At 69.3% G+C, this 12,876-nt stretch carries 17 protein-coding genes; all 17 read right to left on the bottom strand.

Annotation, left to right across the window (positions count from 1 at the left end):
- Position 1 precedes the first annotated feature (1 nt).
- Positions 2-370 (bottom strand): phage tail tube protein, encoded by a 369-nt coding sequence (locus ACWPN3_RS14475; RefSeq protein WP_109095461.1) that lies wholly within the window; start codon positions 368-370, stop codon positions 2-4.
- 12 nt (positions 371-382) lie between these two features.
- On the bottom strand, positions 383-1,861 hold the full coding sequence (locus ACWPN3_RS14470) for a phage tail sheath subtilisin-like domain-containing protein (protein ID WP_492240270.1): 1,479 nt from the start codon (positions 1,859-1,861) through the stop codon (positions 383-385).
- A 3-nt stretch (positions 1,862-1,864) separates the two neighbouring features.
- Positions 1,865-2,032, bottom strand: a complete 168-nt coding sequence (locus tag ACWPN3_RS14465) for a DUF2635 domain-containing protein (protein WP_492240269.1) — start codon at positions 2,030-2,032, stop codon at positions 1,865-1,867.
- Positions 2,033-2,044: 12 nt separating this feature from the next.
- Entirely contained in the window at positions 2,045-2,653 is a 609-nt protein-coding gene (locus ACWPN3_RS14460) for a hypothetical protein (protein ID WP_492240268.1), read from the bottom strand.
- Positions 2,650-2,976 (bottom strand): head-tail joining protein, encoded by a 327-nt coding sequence (locus ACWPN3_RS14455; RefSeq protein WP_492240267.1) that lies wholly within the window; start codon positions 2,974-2,976, stop codon positions 2,650-2,652. The genes ACWPN3_RS14460 and ACWPN3_RS14455 overlap by 4 nt, the downstream gene beginning before the upstream one ends.
- A gap of 4 nt (positions 2,977-2,980) precedes the next feature.
- A complete protein-coding gene (locus ACWPN3_RS14450; protein ID WP_492240266.1) occupies positions 2,981-3,229 on the bottom strand; it encodes a hypothetical protein in 249 nt (82 codons plus the stop codon).
- 1 nt (position 3,230) lies between these two features.
- On the bottom strand, positions 3,231-4,271 hold the full coding sequence (locus tag ACWPN3_RS14445) for a major capsid protein (RefSeq protein WP_492240265.1): 1,041 nt from the start codon (positions 4,269-4,271) through the stop codon (positions 3,231-3,233).
- Positions 4,272-4,285: 14 nt separating this feature from the next.
- Complete coding sequence (locus ACWPN3_RS14440; RefSeq protein ID WP_492240264.1) at positions 4,286-4,690, bottom strand: head decoration protein; 405 nt, start codon at positions 4,688-4,690, stop codon at positions 4,286-4,288.
- Positions 4,691-4,700: 10 nt separating this feature from the next.
- Positions 4,701-5,339 (bottom strand): hypothetical protein, encoded by a 639-nt coding sequence (locus ACWPN3_RS14435; protein ID WP_492240263.1) that lies wholly within the window; start codon positions 5,337-5,339, stop codon positions 4,701-4,703.
- 30 nt (positions 5,340-5,369) lie between these two features.
- On the bottom strand, positions 5,370-6,263 hold the full coding sequence (locus ACWPN3_RS14430) for a S49 family peptidase (protein WP_492240262.1): 894 nt from the start codon (positions 6,261-6,263) through the stop codon (positions 5,370-5,372).
- On the bottom strand, positions 6,260-7,909 hold the full coding sequence (locus ACWPN3_RS14425) for a phage portal protein (RefSeq protein WP_492240261.1): 1,650 nt from the start codon (positions 7,907-7,909) through the stop codon (positions 6,260-6,262). The genes ACWPN3_RS14430 and ACWPN3_RS14425 overlap by 4 nt, the downstream gene beginning before the upstream one ends.
- Before the next feature lie 6 nt (positions 7,910-7,915).
- Complete coding sequence (gpW, locus tag ACWPN3_RS14420; RefSeq protein WP_492240260.1) at positions 7,916-8,176, bottom strand: gpW family head-tail joining protein; 261 nt, start codon at positions 8,174-8,176, stop codon at positions 7,916-7,918.
- A gap of 10 nt (positions 8,177-8,186) precedes the next feature.
- Positions 8,187-10,292 carry a terminase gpA endonuclease subunit gene (locus ACWPN3_RS14415; RefSeq protein WP_492261525.1) on the bottom strand — a complete coding sequence of 702 codons (2,106 nt, stop codon included), beginning with the start codon at positions 10,290-10,292 and terminating at the stop codon, positions 8,187-8,189.
- Positions 10,279-10,926 carry a DUF1441 family protein gene (locus ACWPN3_RS14410; RefSeq protein WP_492240258.1) on the bottom strand — a complete coding sequence of 216 codons (648 nt, stop codon included), beginning with the start codon at positions 10,924-10,926 and terminating at the stop codon, positions 10,279-10,281. Before ACWPN3_RS14410 ends, ACWPN3_RS14415 begins: the two co-directional genes overlap by 14 nt.
- Positions 10,927-11,087: 161 nt before the next feature.
- A complete protein-coding gene (locus ACWPN3_RS14405; RefSeq protein ID WP_492261524.1) occupies positions 11,088-11,690 on the bottom strand; it encodes a hypothetical protein in 603 nt (200 codons plus the stop codon).
- 110 nt (positions 11,691-11,800) lie between these two features.
- Positions 11,801-12,073, bottom strand: a complete 273-nt coding sequence (locus ACWPN3_RS14400) for a hypothetical protein (RefSeq protein WP_492240256.1) — start codon at positions 12,071-12,073, stop codon at positions 11,801-11,803.
- On the bottom strand, positions 12,070-12,876 hold the full coding sequence (locus ACWPN3_RS14395) for a DNA-methyltransferase (RefSeq protein ID WP_492240255.1): 807 nt from the start codon (positions 12,874-12,876) through the stop codon (positions 12,070-12,072). The genes ACWPN3_RS14400 and ACWPN3_RS14395 overlap by 4 nt, the downstream gene beginning before the upstream one ends.

The raw sequence follows: 12,876 nt of genomic DNA, 5'->3' as shown, positions 1-12,876 counted from the left end.
GTTAGGCCTCCTCGACCTGTGCGGACTCGAACTTGACGTCGAAGGTGCCCTCCGCCGCCTTCACCTCCTGGGCGTCCGTGGTCCAGGCATTGCGGGCGGTGACCACCTTGCCGTTGGCCAGCTCCACCGTGACCGTGACATTGGTCATGTCGTTGAAGGCGGCGACCGACAGGGAGCCGGCATCGCGGAAGGTGCCGCTGATGAAGCCGGCCTTCGGCTTCTCCGAATAGCCGTGGACGCCGTCCATACCGGTCAGCGTGTCGCGCGAGACGGTGGACGGCGAATAGGTGAGGTCGGCGGCCAGCATGTAGGTCGTGCCATCGACCGTGATGTAAGCGGTGCCGGCAAGGCGCCGCGAGGTGTCGGCCATAAAGCGTCTCCTTTACGAGAGGCGGAACTGCGCCAGCAAGGCGAAGATCCGGAGCTGGTTGATCAGGATGCCCGGCCACAGGACATCGATGCGGTTGGGGTTGGTGCGGTTCTTCTCGACCACCAGGCCGGCCTTGAAGGCGTCGCCGTTCTGGACGTGGCCGTCGTATTCCAGCTCCCGGTACCGGGCGATCAGGTCGGCCTTGATGACGGCCGGCGTCACCACGTTGGCGCCGGGACCGAAGCGGGTGCCGTCGGCGGCCAGCTTCTTGCGGGCATACTTGCTGGTGATCACCGACTTCAGATCCCGCAGGACGAAGGCCAGCAGGAAGAGCGTCTCGATCTCCAGATAGCTGTCGTCGGCCGCGCCGAAGCCGTTGCGCTGATAGGTCGTGATGACGTTTTCCAGCCTGCAGGTGCCGTCGGCGCCGACGTTGAAGGTGCTGATGCCGTCCCACAGCAGGATGTTGCGGCTGGACAGGTCGAAGCGCGAGGCGATCGGCGGCGCCAGCATGGTGGAGAGCGCCAGCGTCTGGAGCGGCGTGCCGGGGTCGGCGCGGAGGCTCACGGCCGCGGTGCCGGCGAAGTCGGCAGCCACGATCCAGGCCGGGGTCGGGCTGTCGTAGAAGCCGAGGATCGACACATGCTGGTCGTTGCGCGAGACGCCGAAGGTGGTCAGCGCCCCGACGGTGCCGCGATAGGCGGCGAAGCCATGGCCGTAGATCTGCTGCCCCCAGCTCCACCGGCCCGTGCTGTCGTTCAGCAGCGCCTTCAGCGCATCGAGCGAGGTCGCATCGGTGTAGGGGAAGACGATGAAGTCATAGGGCTGGTCGGCCAGGGCGGCGAAGGCGGTCGGCAGGGTCGGCGGGGTGGCGCCGCCGGCCATGGCGACGATGGCCACGGTCAGGCCGGCCGGCGTCGCTTCCCCCGCGGTGGCGCCACGGTAGTTGACCCGCAGGTCCACCTCGTTGCCGCCCGGACCCTTGTTCTTCGCCGTCAGGGTGACCACGCCGGCGGCGGCCGCGGCCGTCACCGGCAAGGACGGCATCGCGGTGATGGTGGCGGCGAGCGCGGTGGCGATGGCGGCGACCGCCTGGCCGGACACCACCGGCTGCGCCACCAGCACGCCGCCGACATAGAGTGCCAGCGTGCCGTTGACCGTCGGGCTGCCGGTCAGGGTGATGGTGGCGGTGGCGGCCGTGGCGCCGGCGGCATCGGCCAGCGGCAGCAGCCACACCTCGCCGAAGCTGTCGGCGGCGCGATAGGCCTCGTACATCAGCGCCAGCTGCGAACCGAGCCCGGCCAGTGACTGCGCCTCGCCCAGGCTGGGGCAGATGACCGGAGCGCCCGCGGTGGCGGTGCCGGCGCCGGCGATCTGGCCGACGATCAGCGTCCGCATGGTCTGCGACGCCGAATTCGCCCGGCTGTTGTCCACCTCGGCATAGAAGAGGGGCACCCGCAGGTTCTGCGGGATCTGCTTGAAGGCGACCATCGGTTAAGCCTCCTCGATGGCGGTGGGCGGATCGGCCGGCACGACGTCGCCATAGACGTTCAGCAGGCGGGTCCAGTACGGGGTTTCCGGGACATCCCGCCCGGCGTCGGGCAAGAAGTCGCGGAGGTCCGGGTCGCGGATCTGCAACCCGAGCTTGGGCTTCACGAACACGGGCGTGAACTCCTATGGAAAGTCGATGGACAGCCGGCCCTCGTCGCGCCCATCCGGACCGGAGGTGCGCGGCGCCGGCGGGACGGCATCGGGGAACGGCGGATCGGGATAGGTGCCGGTGGCGTCGAAGGGATCGATGGTGTCGACATGGACGTCGACACCCTGCAGCTCGTCCGTCACCGCCATCTCGAAGTCTTCGGGGTAGCGGAAGGCGAACTGCATGCGCAGCTCGCCGACGTGCTTCTTGGTTTCGGCCGTGACGCTGGTCTCGGTGCGGATCGCCGCCACCTGCTCGATGCTGGTGATGATCGCCCAGTCGGTCAGCACCGCCACCTTGATCTGGCGGCGCAGAGTGGAGAGGTCCGCCTTGGCTGCCTCCGATGTCTCGCGCTCGACCTTGGCGTCGACCTGCAGGATCGCCGTGGTGTGGAAGGCCGGAAAGCCGATGTTGCCCCGGCTTTCCGATTCCTCCCGCTGGTCGTCCACCAGGATGGCCGGCAACTCGCTGCTGGCCAGCGGCGTGTCGCGCGGGGCGAAGACGTTGACGCCGGCCAGGGTGTTCGCCTTCTGCAGGGCGGCGATCACCATCTCGCGCAGCGTCTCGCTGAACAGCACGGTCATCCCGACACCCAATTCAGGAAGAGCTTCGCCCAGCCGTGCCCGTCGGGCTCGATCACCGAGACGACATAGACGGTGCCGCTGGCCAGGATGGTGATCTGGTCCTTGATGTCCGGCGGCGCGGGGAATTGGGACAGCTGCACCCCCAGGACCGGGCTGGCGGAGGACACCGGCTGGTCGCCCAGCTCCTGCACCTCGGCATAGGCTTCATCGAAGACACCGGTGATGGCGAAGGGCGCCCCGCCGGCGGCCGGCGCATAAAGCGCCGCTTCGCCGAAGGCCGTCATCACCGGCCCGTGCACCAGGCTGTCCCAATCCACGGCCATCGGATCAGGCCTCCGCCTGGTCCACCGGCTCGGCCTCGGCCGGCCGCTCCGGATCGGCGAAGCCGGCCGCACGCAGGCGGCGGGCCTCGGCCGGCTCGACCTTCAGCTTCTGGCCGGGACCGTAGACGGTCACCGCCGGTTCGCCATCCTCGCCGCCCTCGCCCGGCGCGTGGATGGTGCGGCGGGCGGCGACCGTGATGGTGACCAGCTCCAGGGGGGCGGCCGTGGCGGCCGCGGTCTGCTTTTCAGCCATGTCAGATCACCTGCGCAAACAGCGCGCCATTGGCGCGGGAGGGGATGACGACGGGCGATGACTGCATCAGCACCAGCCGCTGCGCCGGGTCCTTCTCGACCCACGACTTCGGCGCATAGGCCATCGCGCCATAATTGAAGTCCGGATCCAGGATGGCGCCGAAGGCCCGGGTGCCCTGCAGGTCCGGACCGGTCAGGACGACGCCGCCATCCGGGATCATCGGCTTCTCGACGCCGTCCTCCGGATCGACGTACCAGTCGTTGTAGAGCCACAGCCGGTACTGGCCCCAGACGCCCTTGAACACCGCGCCGCGCTGCACCTGGGTGCCGAGCTGGATGCTGTTGCCGGCGCCGCCCTGGCCGGGATACCAGTTGGCCTGCTTCAGCACCGGGTCCTTGGTGAAGGCCTGCCAGCTCTTGGTGGTGAAGACGACGTCGGTGACCACAGCACCCGACTTCTTCAGGACCAGGGTGGCCCAATTGTCCAGGTCGGTGGTCGGCGATGCCGTTTCGGCCGCGATGTTGGCCGGGGTCCAGCGGGCGCCGGCCGACAGGGCGATGGTCAGGGCCGGATCGCGCTGGAAGTCGATCAGCGTGGTGGGGAAGCCGTCGCCCTTGATGGTGACGGTGCCGGTGCACAGCGCCGACGATGCCATCCATTCCAGCCGGCGGTTCAGGATGTCGATCTGGTCGGCCATCTCCAGCTGGAGATTGATCATCTCGCGCTCGCCGGCGCTCAACTCGCCACCGACGCGCTCGCCGATCTGGCGCCGGATCGGCTTGCGCAGGTCGGGGGCGCGCTTGTCCTTGATGTAGGCCGGCTTGAACTCGTTGGTCTGCATCCGGCGGCTTTCGACCAGCTTGCCGGCGACCAGCGGCGAGACGAACGGCGCCATGCGGCGGAGGCCGACATCGACGTCGATGGCCACCGTTTCCTTGTCCGATTCCACGATGTTCGGGAAGAAGCTGTCCAGCAGCCAGTTCTGCGACAGCTTCAGGTTCGGGACCACCCCGACCAGCGCGGCGGTGCTGTAGATGTCCATGGAAATGCCTCCGATCAGGACGGGTCGGCGGCCGAAACCGCCGTTTTGAGGAAGATGCCGGCGTCGCGCAGCACATCCTTGATGCTGGCGACCGTGTGGCCGGCACCCAGGATCAGCTTGCCGGCGTTGAACTCGCCGGTGAGGTAGACGCCGGCCAGCTTGTCGCCGCCGCTGGCGTCGACGGCGTCGGCCAGGATGACGGACGGCACCTGGCTGCCGTCGTTGGCGGCCGCGGCGCTGAGGGTGAACTTGCCACCGGCGGTGATCTTGCCGAGCACGGCGCCGCGGGCCAGCACTTGGCCGGCGGCGACGGTGACGGTGTCGGTCACCAGCTGGAAGCGGCCGGCGATCAGCTGGTCCGGCACGAACTCGCTGGTGGCCATGCCCGGCTGGAAGGGCGAGCTGGAGAAGGTGGCCATGGGGCGCTCCTTACTTCTTGGCCGCGCCGCCCGTGGCGCGGTCATAGGCGGCGGTCATGCGGGCGACGGTTTCGGCGGCGCTGCCCTTCTCCGGGCCGGCGCCGCCGTCGGGACCGACGGCCGGGCTGGGCACGTTGGCCATGCGCTCGCCCAGGCCGCGCTTGCCCTGCGGGATCGAGGCCGAGGTTTCGGCCAGCAGGCCGATCGCCTCGGTGGCGGTGAGGTTGGTGGAGAAGGCGAGGCGGGCGGCGACGTGGGCCTGCCCGGCCGCGTGCGGGGTGGCGAAGATCAGGGCGCAGCGTTTGCGCTCGTCGGCGCGGCCGGCGGCGTAGCTCTGCCCCTTCCCCTTGGCCGCCTTCGCGTCCTTTTCATCGTCCGGGTTCTCGGCGTCGGGGTCCTTGCCGTCGTCGTCCTCGGCGCGTTTGCCCTTCGCCTCGTCGTCCTCGTCCTCGGCGCGCTTGCCCTTGGCATCGGGGTCCTTGCCGTCGTCCGGGTCTTTGGCGTCGGGGTCCTTGCCGTCGTCATCCTCCGCGCGCTTGCCTTTCGCCTGATCGTCCTTGCGATCGTCGGTTTCGGCCCGCGTCGCGCGCCGGCCCAGGCCCGCCAGATGGGCGAACGAAGCCGCCGCGCCCGCAAACGGGTGCCGCATGATGGTCTCCTTGTGTGTGCTTGCGAGAAATCAGCCCAGCTGGTCGAGCAGGGCCAGGAAGGCGGCGTCGGGCGCCATCACCGCGTCCACCAGCCCGAGCCGTTCGGCATCGGCGCCCAGGAAGGTCGCGGCTTGGGTGTCCCGGACCTTGGCGGCCGGGAGTCCTCGGTTGCGGGCGACCGTCTCGACGAACAGCTCGCCCATGGTGTCGATGTCGGTCTGGAAGCGCGCCCGCGCCTCCTTGGACAGCGGGATCTCGGGGTGGCCATCGGCCTTGCAGTCGCCATAGGTGACGAAGGTCACCTTGATGCCGGCGCTGGTCAGGGCCGTCGACCAGTCGACGTGCATCCAGATCACGCCGATCGAGCCGGCGCCGCCGGTGCGCGGCACAACCACCCGGTCGGCGGCCGAGGCGAGCGCATAGGCGGCCGAATAGGCGCCCTCGGAAAGGATCGACCAGATCGGCTTGTCGCCGCGGGCACCATGGATGGTGTCGACCAGGTCGAAGCATCCGGAGACCTCGCCGCCGGGGCTGTCGACCAGCAGGACGATCGCGCGGACCTCCGGATCGCGCAGCGCGCCCAGGAAGGCGGTGCGGATGCCGTCATAGCCGGTCATGCCCGAATAGGGGCGGAGCGTGCCCAGCTTGTGGACCAGCGTCCCCTCGATGTGGATGACGGCCACCCCGGCGATCACGTCATAGCCGTGGTCCCGCTCCCGCGACCGGCGGGGACGCTCGTCCTCATCGTCGCTGTCGAAGAAGGCGTCCGGAGCGACGACGATGGCGTCGCCGTTGGCGCGGAACAGGTGGGAGATGCCGAGGCGGTCGCTCAAGGCGGCCATGATCACCTCGGCCTTCTCCGGACGGATGGCCAGCGGCGTGTTGAACAGCCGCTGCGCCAGATGATGGAATCGAATCGTCATTGGGCATCCGGTTTCTTCGGCGGCGCCGCCGCCTGGTTGGCGGGGATGTTCATGGCCGCCCAGCTGGGCGGGTCCATGCCACGGTCCTTGAAGGCCTGGATTTCGCGGGCGCGCTGGTCGAGCACCTCCTCCCAATCCTGGCCGGTGTTCTCCGCGCACTCCTCCTCCAGGGTGGACAGCGCGGCGTCCATGCCCAGGACCGCCCCCTGTTTCTCCGCCACCGGGTCGATCCAGCCCCGGCCCGGCCCCATCCAGCGGCAGCGGGCATAGGCGCCGCGGGCGTCGATGAACTCCGGCACCACACCCGACGGCATCGGCAGGCTGTCGACCTCCATCGCCTCCTCGAGCCACGATGCGTAGACCGGCGAGGCGAAGCCGGTGGCAAAGTCGGCACGCCGGCGGGTCAGCGTCTTCCACGCCTCCAGCAGCGCGGCGCGGGCGCTGGAATAGTTGACGTCCGACCAGTCGTTGGAGAGCTGCTGCGCGCTGATGCCGATGCCGGCCGCCGCGTTGCGCAGCACCGCCCCCTCGAAGGCGGCGAAGTTGCTGGTCGGCCGGGCGGCCGCCACCGTGTTGATGGCCTCGCCGGGGAACAGGATGGGCATCCGCACCCCGCCCAGCATGGTGCGGCGCGACTGGTGATAGTCGGCACGCGCATCCTGGTAGGCCCCGACACCGTCGCCGGTGCCGAGTGCGTCCTGCACCACCGCCGGATCGTGCGGGCTGGTGATGTAGGCGCCGAAGATCGCGTTGACGATCGCCGCGTCCAGCTCGGTGCCGTCGTACTTGATCAGCATCTTCAGCCGCTGCAGCACCGGGGTCAGCACGCCGGCGCCGCCGCGGTGCTGTTCGCCGCGATCGGCGTCGAAGTCGTGGACGATCAGCGGCCGGCCCCAGGCGGTTTCGCGCGGAACGCGGTCCCAGGTGACGCTGTCGCCGCCGGCATACCAGTCGTTCTGGTGGGCCTTGCGGATGTGGTAGGCGAGCGCCGCCCCATGCCGGTCGATCTCGACGCCGCCGCGCATGTGGCGCTGGTCGAACTGCATCTGCGGGTTGGACAGCCGGTCGGGATCGATCAGCTGCACCACGGTGCAGTATTTCGCCCGGCCCCGCCCCACCCGCTCCGGCATCCAGGGCAGCGCGGCCAGGGCATCGCCGTCGACCAGCTTGTGCCGGAAGGCGATCCGGAAGATCTGCGACATGGTGCGTTGGCGCTGGGCATCGCAGTAGCGGCCGGGATCGTCGGCCCACAGGCGCCAGCCCGCTTCCACCGCGCGTCCGAACTCGTCCGCCCAGCGTGCGTCGAATCCGCTGTTGCCGGTCATCAGGGCGAGCGCCCGGTAATCGGGCTTGGCGATCGGCCGGAAGCTGGCGCCGACGGCGTTGTCCAGGATGCGGGTGACGGCGCCCGATGCCCAGCCGTCGTTGCGCACCAGGTCGCGCACACGGCTGACGATGCGGTCGCGGTACGGGGTGAGGTCGCTGTCGGCCGAGCCGAGATAGGGCTGCCACGCCGCCAGATGCTGGCCCTGGGTGTCGGCCGCATCGTAGGGGGTGGAGCCGCCGCCGGCCAGCATCGAGGCGCGGCGGGGCGATGCCGGCAGCGGGGTGACGCCGTCCGGCCCATAGAGGACGATTGCGTTCATGGTGCCCTACCGGAACAGGAAGCCGACGGCGCGGCGGGTGGAGCCGATGCCGAGCTGGCGCTGGATGGTCTGGATCAGCGCCGTGATCTTCGGCAGGTCGGTCTGCAGATAGGTGATCGAGCGGGAGCCGTTGCCTTGGGTGTAGGCGACGGACACCGCCTTCTGGCCGGTCGACAGGTCGATGAAGGCCTGCTGCGCGGCGGCAAGCGCGGCGCGCAGCTGCGGCACGGTCATCCCGGCCAGGATGCCGCTGGAAATATCGGTCATGTCGGTTCCTTCAGGCCAGGCGGCTGGACAGGGTGCGCCGGGGCGGCGTCGGTTGCGGGGGGCCGGCAACGGCGGAAATGACGGTGGCCAGGGTCGAAATCACCGCTGCGGCCTCCGCCTCCTTCACCTGTTCGGGGGTGACGACGAGGGAATTTTCATCCCACGGCGCCGCCCAGGACGGCGGCCGCTCCCAATTGATGCGGTTCAGCCCGTGGAGGTGGGCCACGACGTGGTTGCCGACCATGGTGTCCAGGGCCTCGTTGCGGACCGACGCGCTGGTCTTCTCCCAGCGGCCGTTGGGCAGCCGGTGCTCGGCCACCAGCTGCTCGAACCACGGGTGCGGCGGCGCCTTGGCCCGCAGAGCGACCGGGAAATGGATCGACCAGGGGCCGTCCTCAACCCGCTGCAGCTGGCCGTTCAGATCGTCCTTGAAGGTGTTCGGGTTGAAGACGCCGACCGGCACGGTGCCGTTGGAGCCGAACTTCTTCCCGGCCTGGGCCGAGGTGTCCGGATAGGTCACGCTCAGCCGCGGCGCCATCAGGCCGGAAGCGCCCTTGGTCGGAATGACCGAATAGACGTCGCGGCCGCCGATCTTGCCGAACAGCTTCACCAGCTGGCGCTTCCGCCAGCGGGTCCAGGCATCGTAGGCCTGCTGGCTGACGCCGGGCTGGCCGCCGGAGTTGAAGCCGGCGGCGCGCAGGCCCATGTGCCGGCCGGAGCCGTCGGCCAGCGGATAGGTCTTCAGCAGCACCTTCTCCACCAGCTGCTCCCAATCCTCCGGGCTGGTCGCCGGATCGCCGGCCACCCGGAAGCGGTCGATCACCCAGCTTTCGCCCTTCACCCCCCAGCCGCGGAACAGCACGTCGAAATGCGCGATCTGGACGTCCCAGAAGGCGGTGATGAAGCGCACCCCTTCGGGAACCGAGCCGAGGTGCAACTGGACGGATGCCCGTTCCGCGATGTCGGTCCCCAGCAGCAGCCCGACCGTGCGGGGCGGGGCGTAGGGGATGCCGAACTGCTTCACGATGACCTGGCGCAGCGTCTCGTCCTCGCCGGTCATCTCCATTTCCCGTTCGGCCTTCGCTTTGGCCCGGGCCAGGGCGCCGATGCCACCCAGCACGAAGGGAGACATCGTGCCGGTGATCCAGAAGCCGGCGGTGGCGCGGCGGACCCGCTCGCCGGTGACGGTGCCGTCCTCCGCGATGGTCTGGCCGTCGCCGATCCAGCGGCCGGTGCCCAGCATGCCGCGGCGCTCGCCGTCCTCGATGCGGCACTGGTTCACCGGACACAGCAGCCGGGCATTGGCCTCCACCTCGTCCAGCGTGCCCTCCTCCGGATAGTCCAACACCATCACGCGGGCGGCGATCGGCGCCGGCGACGAGAAGGCGCCGCAGTGCGGGCATCGCCAGTACCAGACCCGCCGGTCGCTGTCGGCGTACATGGCCATGATCCCCGCGGTCCAATCGCGGGCGGGGTTCATGCCCTTGGCCTTGTCGGGGTGGCTCACGGCCAGGATCATCGACTGCCGGCCGAAGGTCTGGCGCCGGACGTCGAAGAGTGCCTTGACGTCGCCCATCTCCCCATAGGCGTCGATCTCGTCGGCGACGATGCGCGGCGCCGACTTGTTGATCAGGTTGCGCTTGGTCGCCGGCAGGAACTCCGCCCGCATGGTGCGGAAATTCTTGAAGTGCAGGCTGTCGTCCACCGACCGGGTGCCGAGGCGGGATTCCATGTCCTCATGCGCCTCGATCATCGGGTTGATGCGCGACTTGACGTAGGCCTCCACCGCCTGGTCGGTCTGCATGTACCAGAGCAGGTTGGCCGGATCCGACGCGACGGCATGCAGCAGCCAGTTCTCCGCGATCGTGGTTTTCGCCGACTGGCCGGGGCCGATGACGGCGACGGTCAGGTGATCCAGCGAGGTCAGGCACTCCATCGGCTCCACGACGTAGGGCACCTGGTCGTTGCGCCACTTGCCGACGTAGCCGCCGCCCTCGTTGGCCAGCACGCGTTTCATCTCCGCGAACTCGGCCACCGTCCGGCGCTCCGGCGGCAGCAGGGCGGCCAGGGCCTCCTCGGCCAGCAGCCACCCCGATGCAAATTCAGGTTCCTGCATCCCGCATCGCCTTCCGCAGATCGAGCACCATCTGGCTGCGCAGATCGTCCACGATCTCGCGCAGCACCGGCATCGCGTCCTCGTCCAGCCCCAGCCGCTTGATCATCAGGACCGGGATGCCGTCGATCCCCTTGGACAGGTGGGACAGCATGGTGGCCAGCACCGTGCGCATCTCCTCCGCCTCCACCAGCTCGGAGCGGCTGAGGCGGAGCTTGTCTTCGATCATCGCCGCCTGGGCGGCGTCCTTGCGCTGCTTGGCCGTGGCCTCGCCGGCATGCTGGGCCGGCCCCTGTCGGCGCCGCGGCGCCGGCGGATCCTCTTCGTCCTCCAGGTCGAACACCGGCGGCGGAGGTGCCGCCGGCCTGCGCGGTGCCGGCCGGGGCGGAGGAGGAGGCGCCGCCTCCGGATCCAGATAGGCCCGGACCGCCGCGAGGTCGAACTCCCACCCGCCGGCCTTGGTGCCGCGGGTGACCACCGGAAAGCCGGCGTCGGACTCCAGACGCCGGTCCAACTTCGGCCGGGTCCAGCCCAGCGCCTCGACCAGCTCCTTCTTGCCGACCGTCGGACCGGCCGTGTAACGCGGCGGTGTAACGCCGGCCTTGCCGGCCGTTACACGCTTCGTCGGTGACGCCATTGGTTTCGCTCCGCTTTTCCCTCCGTCCGGGAGCGTGTAACGGACCGTGTAACGCGTTTTTTTTGCCCAATGAGTGGCAGAGCCCGCGGTGCGCAATGCCCGCGTTTGCCGATCCCCCCAGGAAGGACCCATTGAGGGGGGGGGTACCCCTCCCGGCCCGGTCACCCCTTGGCGGTCGCCAGCGCCTCGCCCATGGCCTTCTCGAACTCACTGCGCAGGGAGGCCTGCACCACGTCCTTCGCCCGCTCCCGATAGCCGAGGCGCTGCTGGACGGGCAGCGCGTCGCCGAACCGCACCAGCAGCTTCAGCCCGGTCTTCACGCCGTCCACCTTGCCGATCCGGCCCTTGGTCCCGTGCTCCCGCCGATAGCCGGCCTTCGGGTCCGCCCGCCGGTAATCCCGCGGGGGACGCTGCCAGATGCCGCTGATGCTCTGGCCGCTCTTGAAGGCGACGGTGCCGACGAAGGTGTCCGATCGGGCGGCCAGCCGACGGAGCTTGCCCTTGGGCAGGTTGCCGTACTGGTTGAGCTGGACGTTCTTCGGATTGAACAGCGTCCCGCCCCGCTTGCTGGGCGGAAGGTGATGTTGTCCGCCCAGCTCGAAGGGTTCCAGGTACTTCGCCGCGATGTCCTTGACGAAGATGATGGCCGTCAGGTCCGCCTTCCGGGCCGCCTTGACGCCGACGGCGCGCTGGGTGAACAGGGTTGGCCGGTCGAACACCTCCGTCAGGGCCTCCTTCTCGGCCGCCTGGACCTTCTTCGCCACCGCGGTCAGGGCACGGGCGGTGGCGAAGGGGATTCTGGTCCTTGGCCAGCCCGGTCAGCGTCGACTGCAGCGGCTTCAGGTCGGCGCGGACATCGAGGGCGAGCATGGCGTTACGGCTTGGGGCTGGCGTCGTCGCCAAAGTGTTCACGCGTGAACACTTTGGACGGCTTGGAACGCGGCCAGAGCCGATCCCGGAAGTCGAGTGCCAGCAGCACCAGGCGCCCGACCACCAGCGCCACCGTGCCCCAGAAGGCCAGCTCCTGCGCCGGCCCATGCAGGGCATCGAGCCACCAGTTCATGGTGCCGCCGATGGTGACGATGACGCCATCGGTGGCGGCGCGGCTGGTGAGGCCGTGCATGATGTCGTCCACATGCATGGTCATGCTGCCAACTCCTCGGTGAGATTGGCCAGCCTCTGCCAGCCAGTCTCGAAATAGCGGCGGTCGCGCTCGACGCCGATGAAGCGCCGGCCCGTGGTCAGAGCGGCATGGCCGGCCGACGCGCTGCCGAAGAACGGGTCGAGCACCGTCTCGCCCGCCGGGCAGACGGTGCCGATCAGCTCGGCCAGCAGCTCCACCGGCTTCTCCGTCGGATGGGCGCCAAACCGCACCGGCGCATGGCGCAGCACGTTGGCGACGTTCCGGCGCAACGGCTCGCTGCCCTTGCCCTTGGTGAAGTGGTGGATCAGTTCGTGCTGGTGCCGGAAGTGGGTGCCCATGCCGAAATAGGTCTTGTCCCACACCAGCAGCCCCACCCGCTTCAGGTCGGCGCTTTCCATGGCGTCAGCCGCATGGCCGGACAGGAACAGCGCGGCCTCGCCCCCATCGATGGCATCGGCCAGATGATCGCCCATGCGCCAGTCGATGAAGGCAAGCACATGCCCGCCTGGCTTCAGCACCCGCTGCCACTCCATGGCGCAGCTGCGCAGCAGATGGAGGAAACCCCGCGTGCTCAGGCTGTCGGAGCCGAACCACCGGTCTGTGTCGCCCTTGGTCGACCGCGTCATGGTCTTGCCGTAGGCGGTGCGGCCGGCTTCACGCGTGGCGCCGCTGGAATAGGGCACGTCGGTCAACACCAGGCTGACCGAGCTGTCGGGCAGCTCCCGCATCCGCTCGATGCAGTCGCCCAGCAGCAGCGTTGCCGCGCCGATCGTCACCGATGTGGCCGCAGTCGTATTCTGTTTCAT

It is taken from the genome of Azospirillum sp. UENF 111221 (assembly GCF_058780625.1).
This window is presented reverse-complemented; position numbering and strand designations above follow the sequence as displayed.

Bases quoted from the DNA above. Each gene is read 5' to 3' on its own strand.
- ACWPN3_RS14415 (WP_492261525.1), bottom strand. From the start codon at position 10,292: ATGCAGGAACCTGAATTTGCATCGGGGTGGCTGCTGGCCGAGGAGGCC.
- gpW (WP_492240260.1), bottom strand. From the start codon at position 8,176: ATGACCGATATTTCCAGCGGCATCCTGGCCGGGATGACCGTGCCGCAG.
- ACWPN3_RS14430 (WP_492240262.1), bottom strand. From the start codon at position 6,263: ATGACGATTCGATTCCATCATCTGGCGCAGCGGCTGTTCAACACGCCG.
- ACWPN3_RS14450 (WP_492240266.1), bottom strand. From the start codon at position 3,229: ATGGCTGAAAAGCAGACCGCGGCCGCCACGGCCGCCCCCCTGGAGCTG.
- ACWPN3_RS14410 (WP_492240258.1), bottom strand. From the start codon at position 10,926: ATGGCGTCACCGACGAAGCGTGTAACGGCCGGCAAGGCCGGCGTTACA.
- ACWPN3_RS14395 (WP_492240255.1), bottom strand. From the start codon at position 12,876: ATGAAACAGAATACGACTGCGGCCACATCGGTGACGATCGGCGCGGCA.
- ACWPN3_RS14470 (WP_492240270.1), bottom strand. From the start codon at position 1,861: ATGGTCGCCTTCAAGCAGATCCCGCAGAACCTGCGGGTGCCCCTCTTC.
- ACWPN3_RS14440 (WP_492240264.1), bottom strand. From the start codon at position 4,690: ATGGCCACCTTCTCCAGCTCGCCCTTCCAGCCGGGCATGGCCACCAGC.
- ACWPN3_RS14425 (WP_492240261.1), bottom strand. From the start codon at position 7,909: ATGAACGCAATCGTCCTCTATGGGCCGGACGGCGTCACCCCGCTGCCG.
- ACWPN3_RS14475 (WP_109095461.1), bottom strand. From the start codon at position 370: ATGGCCGACACCTCGCGGCGCCTTGCCGGCACCGCTTACATCACGGTC.
- ACWPN3_RS14400 (WP_492240256.1), bottom strand. From the start codon at position 12,073: ATGACCATGCATGTGGACGACATCATGCACGGCCTCACCAGCCGCGCC.
- ACWPN3_RS14435 (WP_492240263.1), bottom strand. From the start codon at position 5,339: ATGCGGCACCCGTTTGCGGGCGCGGCGGCTTCGTTCGCCCATCTGGCG.
- ACWPN3_RS14455 (WP_492240267.1), bottom strand. From the start codon at position 2,976: ATGGCCGTGGATTGGGACAGCCTGGTGCACGGGCCGGTGATGACGGCC.
- ACWPN3_RS14445 (WP_492240265.1), bottom strand. From the start codon at position 4,271: ATGGACATCTACAGCACCGCCGCGCTGGTCGGGGTGGTCCCGAACCTG.
- ACWPN3_RS14460 (WP_492240268.1), bottom strand. From the start codon at position 2,653: ATGACCGTGCTGTTCAGCGAGACGCTGCGCGAGATGGTGATCGCCGCC.